A 17,736-nucleotide genomic window follows, 5' to 3' on the forward strand; every position below is an offset into this window, starting at 1 on the left:
CACCCGCCCGCCGCCTAAAACTCCTCCCAGGCCCCCGGCCGCGACGCCGGCGTGACCTTCAGGGCGTTGGCGCCGGACACGTAGCGCTGGCGGAACGTCTCGCGCGTCGGGGCGGTGGTCGGGCGGCGGGGCTGGCGGGCATGGAGGTCGTGGACCTGCGCTCCCACCTGGAAGCGGCTGACCAGGCGTTCCAGTTCGGCGGCCTCGCTGGACAGGGCGTGGCTGGCGGCGGTGGACTGCTCGACCATGGCGGCGTTCTGCTGGGTAACCTGGTCCATCTGGTTCACCGCCTGATTGACCTCGGCCAAGCCGACGGCCTGTTCCTTGGACGAGGCGGCGATCTCGCCGACCAGGTCATTGATCTCGGCCACCTGAACCAGGATCTGGTCGAGGGTCTCGCCGGTTTCGCCCACCAGCTTGACGCCCTTGCCGACCTGTTCGGTGGAGGTGCGGATCAGGGTCTTGATCTGCTTGGCCGCATCGGCCGAGCGTTGGGCCAGGGCCCGCACTTCCTGGGCCACCACGGCAAAGCCGCGACCGGCGTCGCCAGCGCGGGCCGCCTCGACCCCGGCATTGAGGGCCAGCAGGTTGGTCTGGAAGGCGATCTCGTCGATGACGCCGATGATGTTGGTGATCTCGCGCGACGAGTTTTCGATGCCGCCCATGGCCAGGACGGCCTCCTTGACCACAGCGCCGCTGCGCTGGGCATTGGTCTTGGCGCTTTCGGTCACGCGGCGGGCGCGCTCGGCCCCTTCGGAGCTGCGGCGGACGGTGGCGGTGATCTGGTCGAGGGCGGCGGCGGTCTGCTCCAGCCCCGCCGCGCCACGCTCGGTGCGCTGGGCCAGATCGTCGGAGGCCTTGCTGATCTCGGCGCAGCCGTTGCGGATGCTGCGGGCGGCGTTGAGGATGCCCGACATCGTGGCCTGCAGGCTTTCGACGGCGGCGTTGAAGTCGCTGGGCATCTTGCGGGCGTCGGGCGCAAAGGCGTCCTCGCGCATCCGCCAGATCAGGTCGCCGTCGGCCAGCCGCTCCATGCCCTCGCCCAGGGCCGCGACCGCCCCGGCCTGGGCCTTGGCGAAGGCGGCGGCGTCCTGTTCGTGGCGCAGGCGGGCGGCCTCGGCCACGGCGCGCTCGGCTTCCTGCTCGGCCCGGCGACGCTGGCCGTCGGCCAGGTCGTGGCGGAAACCATCGAGCGCGCGGGCGATGGCGCCGATCTCGTCGCCGCCCTCAATGCCGGGCACAGCCTGGTCGTAGCGACCGGCGCTGAGCGTATCGACCGAGCGGCTCAGGCCTGCCAGAGGCGCGCGCACCAGTGTGGCGCTGGCAAAAAACAGGGTGGCCAGCACGGCCAGAGTGATCAGCACGCCACCGATGAACAGGATGCGGGCGAGATTGTCGGCCGGCCCGGTGATGGCCGCCACCGGCACGTCCATGATCAGGCCCCAGGTGGTATTGAGGCCGGGCATGGCAATCGGGCGGACGATGCGGATCATCGGCACGTCGCCGGCCACGATGCCCTTGATCTCAACCGCTTCGCCACCGCCCAGCACGCCGCGCACGGCATCTGCGCCAGGGTCGGAATAGGGCTTCATGCGCAGGTCGGCGTCGGGGTGGGCCACCCATTGCCCTCCGGCCGAGACCAGCATCACCCGGCCGCCCTCCAGCGGATGCAGAGCGCCCAGGGCCTTGGACAGGTTGTCCAGCGACATATCCAGGCCCGCAACACCGATCTGCTTGCCGCCCGACATCACCGGCAGGGCCACCGATGACATGGCGACCTGGGCGCCGGCGACCGTCTCGAAATAGGGCTCGGTCAGCAGTGGTTTCCCAGACCGCGCCACGTCGGTGTAGTAGCTCTCGGCGAAATCAGAGCCGTCGGCTTCGGACTCCAGCGAGGCCGCGCCGTTCTGGTTGACCCAATAGACCGAGAAGCGGCCATCCTTGTTGGAGGCCATGGCCGGGTTGGCGATGAACTCGGCGTCCTTGCCGTCCAGGGCGTTGGGCTCGGCCATGAACCAGGCGCCCATGACGCTGCTGGTCGCCAGGGCGTTGGGCTTGACCAGGGCCATGAACTTGTCGCGGTCGGTCAGGCCCGCCTCGTGGGCCGAGGCGACAGCGCCGCGCATCGAGCGCGTTGCCGCTGCGGCCTGGTCGATATCGGCCCGCACCTGCTCGATGGCATCGTCGGCCACGGCCCCGGCATACTGGTTGGTCAGGCCCGCCACGATGGTGCTGGTGTGCGACGAGACCGCCACGGCGGCGGCGATCAGCAACATGCCGATGGCCAGGCCCGCGACCAGGATCAGCTTCCAGGCGATCGTCAGGCGACGGAACGCGGACATGCGGGGCAGTCTCCAGGGCGCGTAGGGCGTTAACCTACCCATCGCAGCCGAATCCTGAATCTCCCGTTAACCATGCTGAAAAGCTGAGCCCGTGCGACGTTTTGGCGTCGGAGGTGGCGGGGAAGATGCTCCCCTATTGGGGGAGCTGTCGCGAAGCGACTGAGGGGGCCATCTGGGCAGATGCCGCGTAGCCCCCTCCGGCCCTGCGGGCCACCTCCCCCAAAAGGGGAGGATCTATTTCCTACCGTCCAAACCGCGCCTTGACCGGGGCGTAGCTGTCCCAGACCTCGCCGTCGCTGACCGAGCGCAGCAGCTTGACATATTCGGCATGTGACCAGGCCAGCGGGGTGGCCGAGTTTGTGCCCTCGCCGCGCACATAGGGATGGGCGCTGTCGGCGCCGACGCCGTCCCAGACCTGTTCGGGGATCAGCAGGCCGTCATTGGCGAACAGCTCCATGCCCTTGACGTACTGGGCGCGGACCCGGTCGAGGGCGGCCTTGTCGGGCGCGCCCTTCAGGCCGGCCAGGGCCAGTTCGTAATGGCCGCGCTCGCCGGTGAAGATGGGCCACACCCGGCCACGCCCGCCGCGCGGCAGGGGATCGATAGCGCCATAGTTGGCACCGGTCTGGGTGTCTTCGCCATAGCCGTCGACGCCGTAGCGCCGCCAGCCGGCATAGGTCCCCTGCACGCCCGGGAAGGTGAAACTGTAGCGGACGCGGTAGAGGTCCTCCACCGCCTCGTCGTCCAGCTCCGGCAGGCTGGCCAGGATGGCGGGATCGTCGGCCCGGCGCACGCCGTAGCGGACCAGTTCCAGGAAGCCGCCGTCCAGCATCTTGTCTTCGGCGACCGTCTCCTGGCCGTTGCGGGCCTCGACGGTGCTCTTGTTGTCGGCGTCCTGGTCGCTGTTGAGGCGCAGATAGTAGTGGCCGTCGCCCAGCGAGCCCTTGGTGGTGACCATCAGGCGCTCGACCTTCGAGGAATAGTCGTCGGCGGTCTTGCGATAGCGAGCGGCCGAGGCCGTGTCGCCCGACAGCTCGGCGATGTCGCCGGCCACGACCAGACCGGCGATCACCGCGGCCGTAGTCGAGGGCGAATAGCCGCCCTGCTCTTCCCAGCGTTCCTGCTGGGTGAAGGGGGGAACGATGGTGGCGCTGTTCCAACCCAGACCCACCTTGCCGCCATCGACCAGGAAGTCGGCGGCCGGCTTGATCATCTTGCCGTAATAGGCCTTCAACTCGACCTCGGGCAGCCAGCCCTGCTTCCACAGCTTCCAGCCCAGCATGATCGGCATGGCGGTCTGGTCCAACTGGACCCCGACCCATTCGGGCGTGCCGTCCACCTCGGACTTCTGCAGGAACCAGCCTCCGGCCCCGGTATTGCCCTTGGTCTTGGTGCCCACCTGCACGGTCGGCAGGTAGTGGAAGGCCGCCAGCGGGGTCTCGATATCGCCCAGGGCCGCCAGGGCCATGGCGCACTGGTAGAAGTCGCGCGGCCAGACGGCCTTGTAGCCGGTCGAGGGCTTGGAGGCGTCCACCGTGTCGCCCCACGGGTTCGAGAGCGAGGCGATCAGGGCACCGGCATAGGTGCGGTCTTCCTGCACCTTCAGCATCAGGGCGCTGGCCTGGACCAGCTTGCCGTCGTCCATCGAAGCCTGGCGCAGGCGCGGCAGCTCGGTGAGCGAGGTCAGATAGTCCTCCCAGCCCACATGCGCGCCTTCGCCGTTGTAGCGGGCCAGAACCTGCGCATAGCCGGTCTTCAGCGTGCCGTCGGCCGCAGCGGCGCTGGCGGCGGCGGTCTTGCCAAAGCCGATGGCGTAATCGACCGTCACCGACTGCGCGGTCGCGGGCAGTTGGCCGGTCAGCATGATCGCGCCGCGCTCGGCCCCGGTGCCGGCATACAGCGTGTCGAGCTTGCCGTCCTTCAGGTCGGTCAGGCCGTCGGACGCGCCTAGGAAGCCGGCGCTGGCGGCGACGAAAGGCTTTGAGCCCTTCAGGGTGAGGAAGGTGTCGCCTTCATTGGCGGTCAGGGCCGTCTTGCTGGCCGCGCCGGCGTCGCCTGCGCCGGTATTGGCCATGTGCGGCTCCAGCAGCAGATAGGGCGTCACCGGACCCTTCAGCGCCGTGACCGTGACGCGGACCATCAGGCTCTGGCGGTCGGGATCGGTGAAGATCCGCTTCTCGATGACAAAGCGGCCCAGCCTGTCGGTGGTGGTGATCTTGTAGGCCGGCGACAGCGGACGGCCGGCGGCGTCGACGTGCAGATATTCGGTCCTGGCCGTGGTGTCGGTGCCCTCGATGGCCAGGCCGGTCGCGGTCGAGACAGCGAACCGAAGTTGCTTGATCTGGGCCTGATGGATCAGGCCGTACATGGTTTCGGTCAGCACGCCGTCGGCGACTGAGAACCAGACCTTGGAGACCACGCCCGTCCGACCGCCGTCCTTGTAGGCGCCGTCCGTATAGGCCTCGTAGGATGCGCCGACTCCGGTCTTTGCCGCATAGGCCCAGGTGGGGCGAGCGCCGGGCGCGCCGGGCGCGGTCTGGGCGGCAGCAACACCGGCAAGGGCGCAGGCGGCGGCCGTGGTCAGGGCGATGGTCTTGAGCATACGCATGGCGTGAACCTCACGAAGGTCGGCGCGTTCGGCGACGCGCGGGAAATCAGGCGGATTTGATGTCTTCTGGGTCGCGGACGGCGAAGACGCTGATCGCCGCGATGAAGAAGGCCCCTGCCCCCAGCACCAGGGCGAAGATCGCCTGGCCGCCGAAGAAGGTCTTGAGCAACAGGCCCAGCACAGTGGCAGCCAGCAGCTGGGGGATGACGATGAAGAAATTGAAGATGCCCATATAGACGCCCATCTTCCGGGCCGGCAGGGCTCCGGCCAGGATCGAATAGGGCACCGACAGGATCGAGCTCCAGGCAAAGCCGACGCCGATCATTGAGATCCACAGCAAAGTCGGATCCTTGATGAACAGGAACGACAGCAGGCCAAGGGCGCCCAGTGTCAGGTTCAGGGCGTGGCTGGCGCGGCGACCGATCACCTTGGCCATCTGCGGGATCAGCAGGGCGGCGATGGCCGCGACACCGTTATAGACGGCGAACAGCACGCCCACCCAGTCGGCCCCGGCATTGTAGGCGACCGAAGTCGCATCCACCGACCTGTAGTGGAAGGCGGCCACGGCGGGCGTGGTGTAGATCCACATGGCGAACAGGCCAAACCACGAGAAGAACTGCACCACCGCCAACTGCTTCATGGTGGAGGGCATGGCGAACAGGTCTTCCACCACCTCGACAAAGCCGTTCTCGGTGCGCCCGCTGCGCTTGAGCATCGCGGTGGCGATCTGGCACAGGCCAAAGCCGCCGACCATGGCGGCCAGCACGTAGAGTTCCTTCTCCAGCTTCAGGGCTAGGATCAGGGCGGCGGCGACTGCGCCGATCACGGCGCAGACCCCGCCCCAGGTCATCAGGGCGGAAACCGGGCGGTCGGGCTTGGCGGCCGGTGCCACGTCGGGGCCCAGGGTGGCCAGCCGCGCGGCCTCAAAGGCCTCGACCTGCTGGGGGCTGTATTCGCGGGTGGTGAAGACGGTCCACATCACCGCCAGCAGCAGGCCCGCCGCGCCGGTGTAGAAGGCGATCCGCACCGAGTCAGGCACCACGCCCGGGGCTGCGGTATTGGCCACGTCGAACCAGTTGGTCAGCATCCACGGCAGGGCCGAGGCCAGCACGGCGCCGACGCCGATGAAGAAGGTCTGCATGCCATAGCCGGCCGTGCGCTGCTCCTCGGGCAGGTTGTCGCCGACAAAGGCGCGGAACGGCTCCATGGTGATGTTGATCGAGGCGTCCATGATCCACAGCGCCGCCGCCGCGATCCACAGCACGGGCGCATTGGGCATGACCACCAGGGCCAGGCTGGTCAGGATGGCGCCCCAGAAGAAATAGGGCCTGCGGCGACCCAGCCGCCCCCAGGTCTTGTCGCTCAGATAGCCGACGATCGGCTGGACCAGCAGGCCGGTGGCCGGCGCCGCGATCCACAGGATCGCCAGATCGTCCACGTCCACGCCCAGGGTCTGAAAGATCCGGCTGGTATTGGCGTTCTGCAGGCCAAAGCCGATCTGGATCCCGAAGAACCCAAAGCACATGTTCCAGATCTGGAAGACATTCAGCCGAGCCTTGGTCATCCGCTTCCCCCGATCGCCCACCGGTTGGCCCGATGATGCGCAAGTTTTTTCATAACTTCCCGCGACGGGCATTTGCGCACGTCGGCTAGCGCCGCGCAATCCGGATTTCCAATATCATTAGGAAATTCATCGAAAACTTGCCCAGAATTGCTGGGTCAGCGTGACAGATCCGAGCACATGACTGAACCTGCAGCTTGATAGATCCGGCCAAGATCTTCATTTTTTGCGTAAATTTGCAAAGCGCCATCCCGGTCAGCCCACCGCTCTCTGACCAGAGGGCGATCCGCCCCCGGCCCAAGGTCCGCTTGCCAGAGATGGGGTCAAGCCTGGGCGTCAAACAGGACGACAAGGAAAGCGCCCGATGGGCCTTTGGGGACGAGCTCTTCACCTCCTCGTCTGCGCAGGCGAACAACCCGGCCTGGACTTGCCAAGCGCGGCCGGCGATGCCTTAAGGGGCTTATGAAAACTTTTGCGGCAAATTTTGCAGCCGGGATCAGCCGGTCGTGAGCAAGGGCGTCACCCGCCTGGAAGACCTGGCCAAGATGGCCGGCGTGTCGATCGCTACGGCCTCGCGCGCCCTCAACGACAGCCCTGCCGTCAACAAGCGCACCAAGCAGGCGATCTGGAAGCTGGCGCGCGAGATGGACTATCCGTTCCGCCGCTACATGCCCGCCGGCCCGATCGGGGCCGAGGCGACGATCGCCATCGTGGTGCCCCGTCCGCAGGGCCGCGAAGGCCGGCTGTCCGACCCCTTCTTCCTTGAGCTGTTCGCCGGGGTCGGTGAAGCCGCCCGCGAGCGGGGCTGCGATGTGCTGGTCAGCCACATCGCCCCGGCCAATTTCGAAGACCTGTCGGTGGCCATGACCACCAGCCGGGCCGAGGGCGTGATCTTCCTGGGGCAAAGCTCGCTGCACGCCGCCTTCAACCGGCTGTCGGAAACCGAAGGCCGGTTTGTGGTCTGGGGCGCGCAACTGCCCGACCAGAACTATTGCTCGGTCGGGTCGGACAACCCCCAGGGCGGTCGCCGGGCGACCCTTCACCTGGCGCGCCTGGGCCGCAAGCGCATCGTCTTCCTGGGCGACACCGAGGCGCCCGAGGCCATGCAGCGCCATCGCGGCTATCTCGACGCGCTGGAGCACCAGAAGCTGGGCGTTGATCCCGACCTGATCGTGCCGGCCCATTTCGAAGTCGAGTCCGCCGAGGCGGCCATCGACTCGCTGATCCATCGCGGCGTCAGCTTTGACGGGGTTGTGGCCGCGTCCGACCTGATCGCCCTGGGGGCCATCCGCGCCCTCAAGCATGCGGGCCTCAGCGTGCCCGGCGACGTCTCGGTGGTGGGTTTCGATAACGTGCCGTTCAGCCGCTACAGCAGCCCCGCCCTCAGTACGATCAGCCAGGACACCGCCAAGGCCGGCCGACTGATGGTCTCCAAGCTGCTGGACGCCAGCGGCGAAAAGGCCAGCCGGTCGGAGCGGGTGCCGACCGATCTGATCATCCGCGAGAGCTGCGGGGGCTGAGCCGCCGAATGCTCCGCTCACCCCGGCGAAAGCCGGGGCCCAGATCGAACCCAAGGACGCGGTCGATTCTGGCTGAAGCGGAAGGCGCGTCACCCCAAAACGCTCAGGCTGCATCTGGACCCCGGCGTTCGCCGGGGAGAGCGGGTTCTGAGCGACACGTGGCAGGCCCCTAGACCCGCCGCGCCATCAGTCCGCCGCACGGCGGCATCACGCCGTCCTGCGCCAGGTTGACGCTCTCAATCACGCTCCAGCCCTCCGGCACCGACCAGGCCACCGCCTCATGGCCCAGATTGAAGGCCAGCAGCAGCGCCTCGCTCCCCTCCCCGCGCTGGAAGATCAGCAGCGGCGTATTGGTCTCGACAAAGGTCACGTTGCCGGTGCGCAGGACTGGCCAGGCCTTGCGCAGCGCGATCAGCCGGCGGGCCACGTTCAGGGTCGAGGCCGGATCGGCCTCCTGGGCGTCCACCGCCAGCGGCAGGTGGACCGGATCAACAGGCAGCCAGGGCTCGACCTCCGAGAAACCGGCGTTTGCTGCGGTCGAGACCCACGGCATGGGCGTGCGGGCCCCGTCGCGGCCAAGCGTCTGGGGCCAATTGGCGATGGCCTCGGGATCCTGCAGGCGTTCGAACGGCACATGGGCCTGGGGCAGGCCCAGTTCCTCACCCTGATAGACGAAGACATTGCCGCGCAGCGCCACCAGCAGCAGCAGGGCCATTTCGGCGAAGGCCTTGCGGTCTCGGCCCTCGGCCCAGCGCGACACGGCGCGCGGCGCGTCGTGGTTGGAGAAGGTCCAGGAGGGCCAGCCCTCGGCGTCGTCCTCGCCCGTCCACATGGCCTCGCCCCGGCGCACCATGTCGGCGGTCAGCGCGTCGGCATAGAGGTAGAGGAAGCCATAGGCGCTGTTGAGGCGATCCTCGCCACGCGTGAACAGCTTCATCTCGCGGTCGGCATGGTCGCCGCCGACCTCGGCCACCGAGAACCGGCCGCCATGGGCGTCGGTCAGGGCGCGGATGCGCGACAGGAAGGCCGGGATTTTCGCGTGGCTCTGGTTGTGGATCTTGTCCTGGAAGTCGAAGGGCCGGGTGCGCTTGCCGCCGGGCGGCAGGGGCGGATTGTCGGTGAAGGCCGGGTCGTGCATCGAGAAGTTGATGGCGTCGAAACGGAAGCCGTCGACCCCGCGATCGATCCAGAACTTGGCCGTGGCCAGAAGGGCGTCCTGCACAGCAGGGGAATGCACGTTCAGTTGCGGCTGCGAGGCCAGGAAATTGTGCATGTAGTACTGGCCGCGCCGGGCGTCCCAGGTCCAGGCCGGGCCACCGAACACCGACTGCCAGTTGCTGGGCGGCGAGCCGTCCGGCTTGGCATCAGCCCAGACATACCAGTCTGCATGGGGGTTGGTGCGGTCCTGACGGCTGGCCTCGAACCAGGGGTGTTCGTCGGAGGTGTGCGAGAACACCTGGTCGATGATCACCTTCAGGCCCAGGGCGTGAGCCCTGTCGATCAGCCGGTCGAAGTCGTCCAGCGTGCCGAAGATCGGGTCGACATCCAGATAGTCGGACACATCATAGCCGAAGTCCTTCATCGGCGACTTGTAGAACGGCGACAGCCAGATGGCATCGACGCCCAGCGAGGCGATGTGCTCCAGCCGGCCGGTGATGCCCGGCAGGTCGCCGACGCCGTCGCCGTTGGAGTCGGCGAAGCTGCGCGGATAGACCTGATAGATCACCGCGCCGCGCCACCACTGGGCGTCCGTCTGGGCTTTGAGCGCCGGACGTGAAAGAACCTTGACCGTCACTTTAGCCCCTCGGAAACGCAAATCATGTAGTCCAGCGGGCCGATCTCGACCCGATAGCTGCCGGGGGCCGATGCTGCCCCGGCGCAGGCACCGCGCACCGGCCGCCAGACGCGCGAGGTCGTCTCGACCTCGACATTGGCGGTGATGGGCGTGATCCCGGTATTGAAGACGACCAGATATTCGGCCTGCGCGTCCAGACGTGAAAAGGCCAGCAGGCCGGGTTTGGCAGACTCAGCCCGCACGACCTGTCGGCCAGACCGCAGAGCCTCGTGCGCCGCGCGGATCCGGGCCATCTGCGCGATCGCCTTGTAGAGCGGCCCCTCGGTGCGGAAGCTGTCAGTGGCCGTGGTGGCCCTGGTTCCGACCAGCCGGTTGTCGTTATAGCTGGCGACCTGGCTGGCGAACATGTCCTCGCGGCTGTCGGCATAGTCGCCATCGCCGGTGAAGCCCTGCTCGTCACCATAATAGATCGTCGGCACACCGCGCGAGAACATCATCAGGGCATGGCCCAGGGTGACGCGGTCCAGCAGTTCGGCATCGGAAATCTTCGGATTGGCCTTCAGCACGAAATGACCAAAACGGCCCATGTCGTGATTGCCCAGGAAGGTGGGCAGTTGCACCGCCGCCTCGGCTCCGCCCTGATAGAGCGCGTCGCCGGCAAACACCCGCGCCAGCCGGTCAGTGCCTGCCCTGCCGGCGATCATGTTGGTGACGGCCGATTGAAAGGCGAAGTCCAGCACGGCCGGAAAGCCATCCACCCGGGTGTGGCGCGCCAGGACGGCGACGTCGGTGTCATACACCTCACCAAAGATGTGGAAATTCTCGATGCCCTTGGCCCTGGCCCGCGCCTTCATGGCCGGGATGAAGGCCTGCCAGAACTCGGGGCTCACATGGCGGGCAGTGTCGATCCGGTAGCCGTCGATCCCGAAGTCGTCGATCCACTGACCATAGATCTCGATGAAACCCTGAACCACGCGCGGGTTCTCGGTATAGAGATCGTCCAGCCCGGCAAAGTCGCCCAGCAGCGAGCTTTCGCCCGCAAAGGTGCTGTCGCCGCGATTGTGATAGTAGGCCGTGTCGTTCAGCCAGGCGGGAACCTTCACGGACCCTTCGCCGGCCGGGACATAGGGCGTGTAGCTGTGATCGGACCGGGTCAGGCGGGAAAAGTCCTTGCCGTCGAAGCCGTCATTGATCGCCGCACCCGTCAGCCCGCCGCGTCGTGAATAGGGATAGTAGGCCTTGCTGCGATAGCCGCAGTCGTTGGCCGGGCACTCGCGATAGCGGATCACGTCGGCCGTATGGTTGGCGATGATGTCCATATAGACCTTCATGCCCCGAGCGTGGGCCGCATCGACGAAGGCCCTGAACTGCGCCCGCGTGCCGAAGTGCGGATCCACGTCAGTGAAGTCGGTGATCCAGTAGCCATGGTGCGCGGCGGATTCGTGACCCGGCGCGCCCTGCACCGGCTTGTTCCTGAAGATCGGCGCCAGCCACACGGCCGTCGCGCCCAGACCCTGGATGTAGTCCAGCCGCGCAGTCAGTCCCGCAAGGTCGCCGCCATGGTAGAAACCGGCGCGCGAGGGGTCAAAGCCGGTGACCAGCGATCCGCCCTCCAGGCCGCCGCGATCATTGGCCACGTCGCCATTGGCGAACCGGTCGGGCAGAACGAAATAGATCACCTCGTCCTGCGGCTTGCGCTGGAGATAGGGCGCATCAACGCCGGCGGCGAAAGCTTCGCCACCCGCCGTCATCAGCGCGCCACAGGCCGTCATGGCCATCAGTGCGCGTCGCCAGGATACCCAGGCCGACATCGCTCCCCCCCCTACAGCTTGACCGGCCCGATCACCGAACCGCAACACTGCAATAATTTGCATAAATTTGCAGCCGCTTGAGCGCTGCGTCAATCGTGAAAAGCGCGCCGTTTTCGCCACACCCATCGCAAAGCCAAGCGCCATAGGGGATAAGTCGTACTAAAGGATCTCATTTTTGAGGCAAATCGCATGCCGTCGAAATGTCCCGCGACATTTTCCTGTTGATTACGGCGCGTTAATTTGCAGTAATTTGCGTATCGGCTCCGATCGCAGCGTCAGAAACGCGCAGAGCCGTCCAGGGAGGGTGAGACATGGACTCTAATTTTCAACGCCGCCGCGCGCGGTTGATGAGCGGTGCGGCGACCAGCCTGGCGCTCATTTTCGCCTCGGCCAGCATGGCCCAGGCTCAGGAAACGACCACAAAGCCGGCCGATGAGACCGCCGTCGAAGAGATCGTGGTCACCGGCATCCGCGCCGGTATCGAAAACTCCATCGCCTTGAAGAAGACCTCGACGTCGATCGTCGAAGCCATCTCGGCCGAAGACATCGGCAAGCTGCCAGACACCTCGATCGCCGAGTCGCTGGCCCGCCTGCCCGGCCTGACCGCGCAGCGCCTTGACGGCCGCGCCCAGGTGATCTCGATCCGTGGCCTTGGCCCGGACTTCACCTCCACCCTGCTGAACGGCCGCGAGCAGGTCTCGACCGGCGACAACCGCGGCGTCGAGTTCGACCAGTATCCCTCAGAAATCCTGTCGGGCGTGGTGGTCTACAAGACCCCGGACGCCGCCCTGATCGGCCAGGGCCTGTCGGGCACCGCCGACCTGCAGACGATCCGCCCGCTGAAGTACGGCAAGCGCATTCTCTCGGCCAATGCCCGCTACGAGATGAACAGCGAAGACAAGCTGAACCCGGACGCCAAGGACAAGGGCCACCGCTTCAGCGCAACCTATGTCGACCAGTTTGCGGATGACACCGTGGGCGTGGCCGTCGCGGTGTCGGACATCTCGACCCCCACCCAGAGCCGCCGCTTCAACGCCTGGGGCTACCCGACCATCAACGCGGCCAATGATCGCGTGATCGGCGGCGCCAAGCCCTATGTGCAGTCCAACAACCTCGAGCGCTTCGGCGTCATCGGCGTGCTGGAATACAAGCCCAATGACAAGCTGACCTCGTCGGTGGACCTGTACTATTCGGAGTTCGCCGAAGAGCAGATCCTGCGCGGCATCGAGCTGCCCCTGCAGTGGTCGTCGGCGACGCTACAGCCTACCCGCACCACCGAAGGCGGCCTGATTACCCAGGGCACCTTCGCAGGCGTCAAGGGCGTGATGCGGAATGACCTGAACACCCGCGACACCACGCTGAAGTCGGCGGGCTGGAACCTGAACTACCTGACCGACAACGGCTGGTCGCTGACCACCGACCTCAGCTACTCCTCGGCTGACCGTACGGACGTGATCTTTGAATCCTATTCGGGCACCGGACCGAACGGCGTCGGTGCGACCGACACCCTGGGCTTCACGACCACCCCGGGTGCCGGCACGGTGTTCAGCTCGACCCTCGACTATACCGACCGCAACCTGTTCAGGCTGACCGACCCGCAGGGTTGGGGTGGCGGCGCCTCTGGCGGCGCCCTGACCCAGGCCGGCTTCTACAACACCCCGTCGATCACCGACGAACTCAAGGCTGCCCGGTTCACCGCCAAGCATGACCTGGAGTGGGGCCCGATCAGCCACGTCGAGGTGGGCTTCAACGCCAGCCGACGCGAAAAGGAAAAGGAAGTCCACGAAAGCTTCCTGACCTTCGGCGGCCGCATCGCCGATGGCGCTCCGACCAGCCGCGCCATCCCGACCGAAGCCATTGTCGGCGTCGCCAAGCTGGACCTGATCGGCATCAAGGCCATGCTGGCCTATGACCCGACCTACCTGCTGAAGAACGGCTTCTATACCCTGATCGCGGACGCGAACCCGGCCGTTCAGACCCGCAACTGGTCGGTCCGTGAAGACGTCCAGGTGGCCTATGCCAAGTTTGACGTCGACACCGAGGTCGGCGCGATCCCGGTTCGCGGAAACTTCGGCCTGCAGGTGGTTCACACCGACCAGTTCTCGAAGGGCGTTGCGGTCAACCCGACCACCCCGGCCAGCCCGACGGTCACTGATGACGGCGCCAAGTACACCTACGCCCTGCCCAGCCTGAACCTGACCTTCGACATGGGTAACGAGCTGTACGTTCGCGTCGGCGCGGCCCGGACCCTGGCCCGGGCCCGGATGGACGAACTGCGCGCCAGCCAGTCGTTCAACCAGAACACCTCGCGCCTGACCTCGACCGATCCGAACAACTCGTACTTCAGCGCCAACGGCGGCAACCCGAACCTGCGGCCCTATATCGCTGACGGCCTCGACCTGTCGGTGGAAAAGTATTTCGGTCGTTCGGCCTACCTGTCGGCCGCCGTGTACCACAAGGAGCTGTCGAACTTCATCAACTCCAACTCCTCGTCCTACAAGGACTTCTCGGACTTCCTGTTCCTGTTGAGCTCCACGGACCAGGCTCGGCTGGGCACCAAGATCGGCCTGGTCTCGGGTCCGGAAAACGGCGACGGCGGCTTCATCCGCGGTCTGGAACTGTCGGCCTCGCTGCAGGGCGACCTGCTGTGGGAACCGCTCAAGCCCTTCGGCCTGATCATCAGCGGCTCGTTCACCGACAGTGAAGTGACACTGGAAAAGGGCACCAGCCCGATCACCATCCCCGGCCTGTCGAAGAAGGTCGTCAACACGACCTTCTACTACGAGAAGAACGGCTTCAACGCCCGGATCAGCAACCGCTATCGCGGCAAGTTCCTGGGTGAAGTGGCCGGCCTGAGCGCGAGGCGGGAATTCCGCACGGTGAATGAGGAATCGGTGCTCGACGCCCAAATCGGCTACGAGTTCCGCGATGGCCCTCTGAACGGCCTGTCGCTGCTCCTGCAAGCCAACAACATCACCGACGAGCCCTTCAAGACCTACGACAACAACGATCCGCGCCAGACCATCGACTACCAGAAGTACGGCGCGACCTACATGTTCGGTGTTTCCTACCGGTACTAAACCCTGCGATCTCCTCCTGTCTGCGACCCCCGCCGGATTCATTCCGGCGGGGTCTTTTTTGTGAGAGCCTTGTTCAACGAGGCCAGGAACGGGCGGAACAGCAATGGCAGACGCGGCGATCAAGGCCCTGACCATCGTCGGCGGCGGAACCGCCGGCTGGATGAGCGCCGCCCTGCTCTCGCGCGTCCTGGGTCCAGGCGTCGCCATTACGGTGGTGGAGTCCAACGAGATCGGCATTGTCGGGGTCGGCGAGGCCACCATCCCGGCCATCAAGCTGCTGAACGGCCTGCTGGGTCTGGACGAGAACGACTTCCTGGCCGCCACCAACGGCACCATCAAGCTGGGGATCGAGTTCGTCGACTGGCACACCCTGGGCCAGTCCTACCTGCACGCGTTTGGCCCTGTGGGCCGGCCGCTGGGCATGGCCCCGTTTCATCACTACTGGATGCGCCGCAAGCTGGCGGGCCACGTCGAGAGCCTGTGGGACTATTCCCTCAATGCCCGCGCCGCCCAGGCGGGCAAGTTCGACCGCATCGCCCAGGTCGGGGGCGGCTATCTGGAGGGTCTGGTCCACGCCTTCCACTTCGACGCGGCGCTCTACGCCCAATATCTGCGCCGCTATAGCGAGGCCCACGGGGTCAAGCGCATCGAGGGCCGCATCGTCGGCGTCGACCAGCACGCCGAGACCGGCTTCGTAACGGGGCTGACGCTGCAGGACGGCCGCAAGGTGGGCGGCGAGCTCTTCATCGACTGCTCGGGCTTTCGCGGCCTGCTGATCGAGGAGACGCTGCAGACCGGCTATGAGGACTGGAGCGGTTGGCTGCCGATGGACAGCGCCATTGCCGTGCCCTGCGCCAGCGCCCCCCCCCTGACGCCCTATACCCGCGCCATCGCGCGCGAGGCCGGCTGGCAGTGGCGGATCCCGCTGCAGCACCGCACCGGCAACGGCCATGTGTTCTGCAGCCAGTATATCGACGCCGACCGAGCGACCGACGTGCTGATGGCCAATCTGGACGGCGCGCCCCTGGCCGAGCCCCGCCAGCTGAAGTTCACCACCGGCCGGCGCAAGCAGGTCTGGAACCGCAATGTGGTGGCCCTGGGTTTGGCCAGCGGCTTCATGGAACCGCTGGAGTCGACCAGTATCCACCTGGTGCAATCGGCCCTGAACCGCCTGATCGCCCTCTTCCCGGACCGCAGCTTCAACCCAGTCGAGATCGCCGAATACAATCGCCAGACCGCGCTGGAGTACGAGTACATCCGCGACTTCCTGGTGCTGCACTACAAGGCCACCGCGCGCGACGACACGCCGTTCTGGCGCGCGTGCCAGGCGATGGATGTGCCCGATACCCTGAAGGCCCGCATCGAGCTGTTCGCCCAGTCGGGCCGAATGTTCGGCCACGAAGACGACCTCTTCAAGGAGGCCAGCTGGGTGCAGGTGCTGATCGGCCAGGGCGTGATCCCCGGTGCCGCCCACCCGCTGACCGGCGTGGTCACCGACGCCCAGCTGGATGAGTACCTGGCCAATCTGCGCCAGATCATGGGCCGTGCGGTCGACGCCCTGCCCAGCCATGCCGACTTCATCGCCAGGACCTGCCCGACGCGCGCCCGCCCGGCAGCCTGACACCCGGTTTATCCCCAACTGAAGCCCCCGCCGGACCTGCCCGGCGGGGGCTCCTTTTTTGGCGGGCTGCCGCTGCAAAGCCGCCGGGAAGCGACTACAGATCGGTCATGACCCTCGACGACATCCAGCGCCGCGATGCCACCGACCCGCTCGCCGGCTTCCGATCCGAGTTCACCCTGCCCGAGGGGGTGATCTATCTGGACGGCAACTCGCTGGGCGCCCTGCCCCGCGCCACGGCGGCGCGCCTGGCCGACACCGTCACACGCGAATGGGGCCAGGACCTGATCCGCAGCTGGAACAGCGCCGACTGGATCGGCGCTCCGCAGCGCGTGGGCGGCAAGATCGCCGGCCTGATCGGTGCTCAGCCCGATGAGGTGGTCGTCGCCGACTCCACCTCGGTCAATCTCTTCAAGCTGCTGGCCGCCGGCCTGAAGGCCAGGCCAGGCCGGACGGTGATCCTGACCGAGCCCGGCAACTTCCCCACCGACCTCTATGTCGCCCAGGGCGTCCAGGCCCTGCTGCCGGACGTGACCGTGCGCACTGCGCCGCGCGAGGCGATCCTCGACGCCATCGACGAGGACGTGGCCGTCGTTATGCTGACCCATGTTCACTACAAGAGCGGCGCACGGTTCGACATGGCTGCGATCACCGCCGCCGCCCATGCCCGGGGCGCGCTGGTGCTGTGGGACCTCAGCCACAGCGTCGGGGCCGTCGAGATCGACCTGAACGGGGCCGGGGCGGACCTGGCCGTTGGCTGCGGCTACAAATATCTTAACGGCGGCCCGGGAGCCCCGGCCTTCCTGTTCGCGGCCCGCGCGCTGCAGGCCGATCTCGCCTCACCCCTGACCGGCTGGATGGGCCACGCTGCGCCCTTCGCCTTCGACGACGACTATGCCCCCGCCCCCGGCCTCGACCGCTTCCTGTGTGGCACGCCGCCGATCCTGGGACTGGCGGCCCTCGAGGTTGGGGTCGAGATCGCCCTGCGCGCCGACATGGCCCTGCTGGCCGAAAAGTCCCGCCAGCTGACCGCCCTGTTCATCGACCGCGTCGAAGACCGCTGCGCCGGCCTTGGCCTGTCGCTCGCCTCGCCGCGCGCGCCCGAGCAACGCGGCAGCCACATCGCCTTCACCCATGCGGCGGCCTATCCGGTCATGCAGGCCCTGATCGCCCGTGGCGTGATTGGCGACTTCCGCGCGCCGAACATCCTGAGGTTCGGCTTCACCCCGCTCTATCTTCGCCACGAGGACGTCTGGAACGCGGTGGAGATCCTGCGCGAGGTGCTGGTCAGCGAGGTCTGGCGCGAGCCGGAATATCAGGTGCGTGGGGCGGTGACCTAGCAGCGCAAAGATCCTCCCCCTTTGGGGGAGGTGGCCCGGAGGGCCGGAGGGGGCAAGCTCC

At 66.7% G+C, this 17,736-nt stretch carries 9 protein-coding genes; 4 read left to right on the forward strand and 5 right to left on the reverse strand.

Annotated elements, in window-relative coordinates:
* Nucleotides 1-14: 14 nt before the first annotated feature.
* The 3 genes from ACW179_RS19065 to ACW179_RS19075 all read right to left on the reverse strand — a co-directional run bounded on the left by ACW179_RS19065 (nt 15) and on the right by ACW179_RS19075 (nt 6,514).
* Nucleotides 15-2,342: a methyl-accepting chemotaxis protein gene (locus tag ACW179_RS19065; protein WP_492061041.1), complete on the reverse strand. Its 2,328-nt coding sequence runs from the start codon at nt 2,340-2,342 to the stop codon at nt 15-17.
* A 241-nt stretch (nt 2,343-2,583) separates the two neighbouring features.
* Nucleotides 2,584-4,950, reverse strand: a complete 2,367-nt coding sequence (locus tag ACW179_RS19070; protein ID WP_492061043.1) for a glucan 1,4-alpha-glucosidase — start codon at nt 4,948-4,950, stop codon at nt 2,584-2,586.
* Nucleotides 4,951-4,996: 46 nt separating this feature from the next.
* Nucleotides 4,997-6,514 carry an MFS transporter gene (locus ACW179_RS19075; RefSeq protein ID WP_492061045.1) on the reverse strand — a complete coding sequence of 506 codons (1,518 nt, stop codon included), beginning with the start codon at nt 6,512-6,514 and terminating at the stop codon, nt 4,997-4,999.
* Nucleotides 6,515-7,017: 503 nt separating this feature from the next.
* Between ACW179_RS19075 and ACW179_RS19080 the strand changes: the two genes are divergently transcribed.
* Nucleotides 7,018-8,031, forward strand: a complete 1,014-nt coding sequence (locus ACW179_RS19080) for a LacI family DNA-binding transcriptional regulator (protein WP_492061047.1) — start codon at nt 7,018-7,020, stop codon at nt 8,029-8,031.
* A 169-nt stretch (nt 8,032-8,200) separates the two neighbouring features.
* On the opposite strand, the gene ACW179_RS19085 is transcribed toward ACW179_RS19080, so the two are convergent.
* Both ACW179_RS19085 and ACW179_RS19090 read right to left on the reverse strand, forming a co-directional pair.
* Nucleotides 8,201-9,847 carry an alpha-glucosidase gene (locus tag ACW179_RS19085; RefSeq protein WP_492061048.1) on the reverse strand — a complete coding sequence of 549 codons (1,647 nt, stop codon included), beginning with the start codon at nt 9,845-9,847 and terminating at the stop codon, nt 8,201-8,203.
* Nucleotides 9,823-11,637: an alpha-amylase family glycosyl hydrolase gene (locus ACW179_RS19090; RefSeq protein WP_492061050.1), complete on the reverse strand. Its 1,815-nt coding sequence runs from the start codon at nt 11,635-11,637 to the stop codon at nt 9,823-9,825. The genes ACW179_RS19085 and ACW179_RS19090 overlap by 25 nt, the downstream gene beginning before the upstream one ends.
* 311 nt (nt 11,638-11,948) lie before the next feature.
* Here ACW179_RS19090 and ACW179_RS19095 point away from each other — a divergent pair, with 311 nt between their 5' ends.
* The 3 genes from ACW179_RS19095 to kynU all read left to right on the forward strand — a co-directional run bounded on the left by ACW179_RS19095 (nt 11,949) and on the right by kynU (nt 17,675).
* On the forward strand, nt 11,949-14,717 hold the full coding sequence (locus tag ACW179_RS19095) for a TonB-dependent receptor (protein WP_492061052.1): 2,769 nt from the start codon (nt 11,949-11,951) through the stop codon (nt 14,715-14,717).
* A gap of 103 nt (nt 14,718-14,820) precedes the next feature.
* A complete protein-coding gene (locus tag ACW179_RS19100; RefSeq protein ID WP_492061054.1) occupies nt 14,821-16,338 on the forward strand; it encodes a tryptophan halogenase family protein in 1,518 nt (505 codons plus the stop codon).
* A gap of 107 nt (nt 16,339-16,445) precedes the next feature.
* Nucleotides 16,446-17,675: a kynureninase gene (kynU, locus tag ACW179_RS19105; protein WP_492061056.1), complete on the forward strand. Its 1,230-nt coding sequence runs from the start codon at nt 16,446-16,448 to the stop codon at nt 17,673-17,675.
* The last annotated feature ends 61 nt before the right edge of the window (nt 17,676-17,736 follow it).

The organism is Caulobacter sp. AVps18, assembly GCF_058681425.1.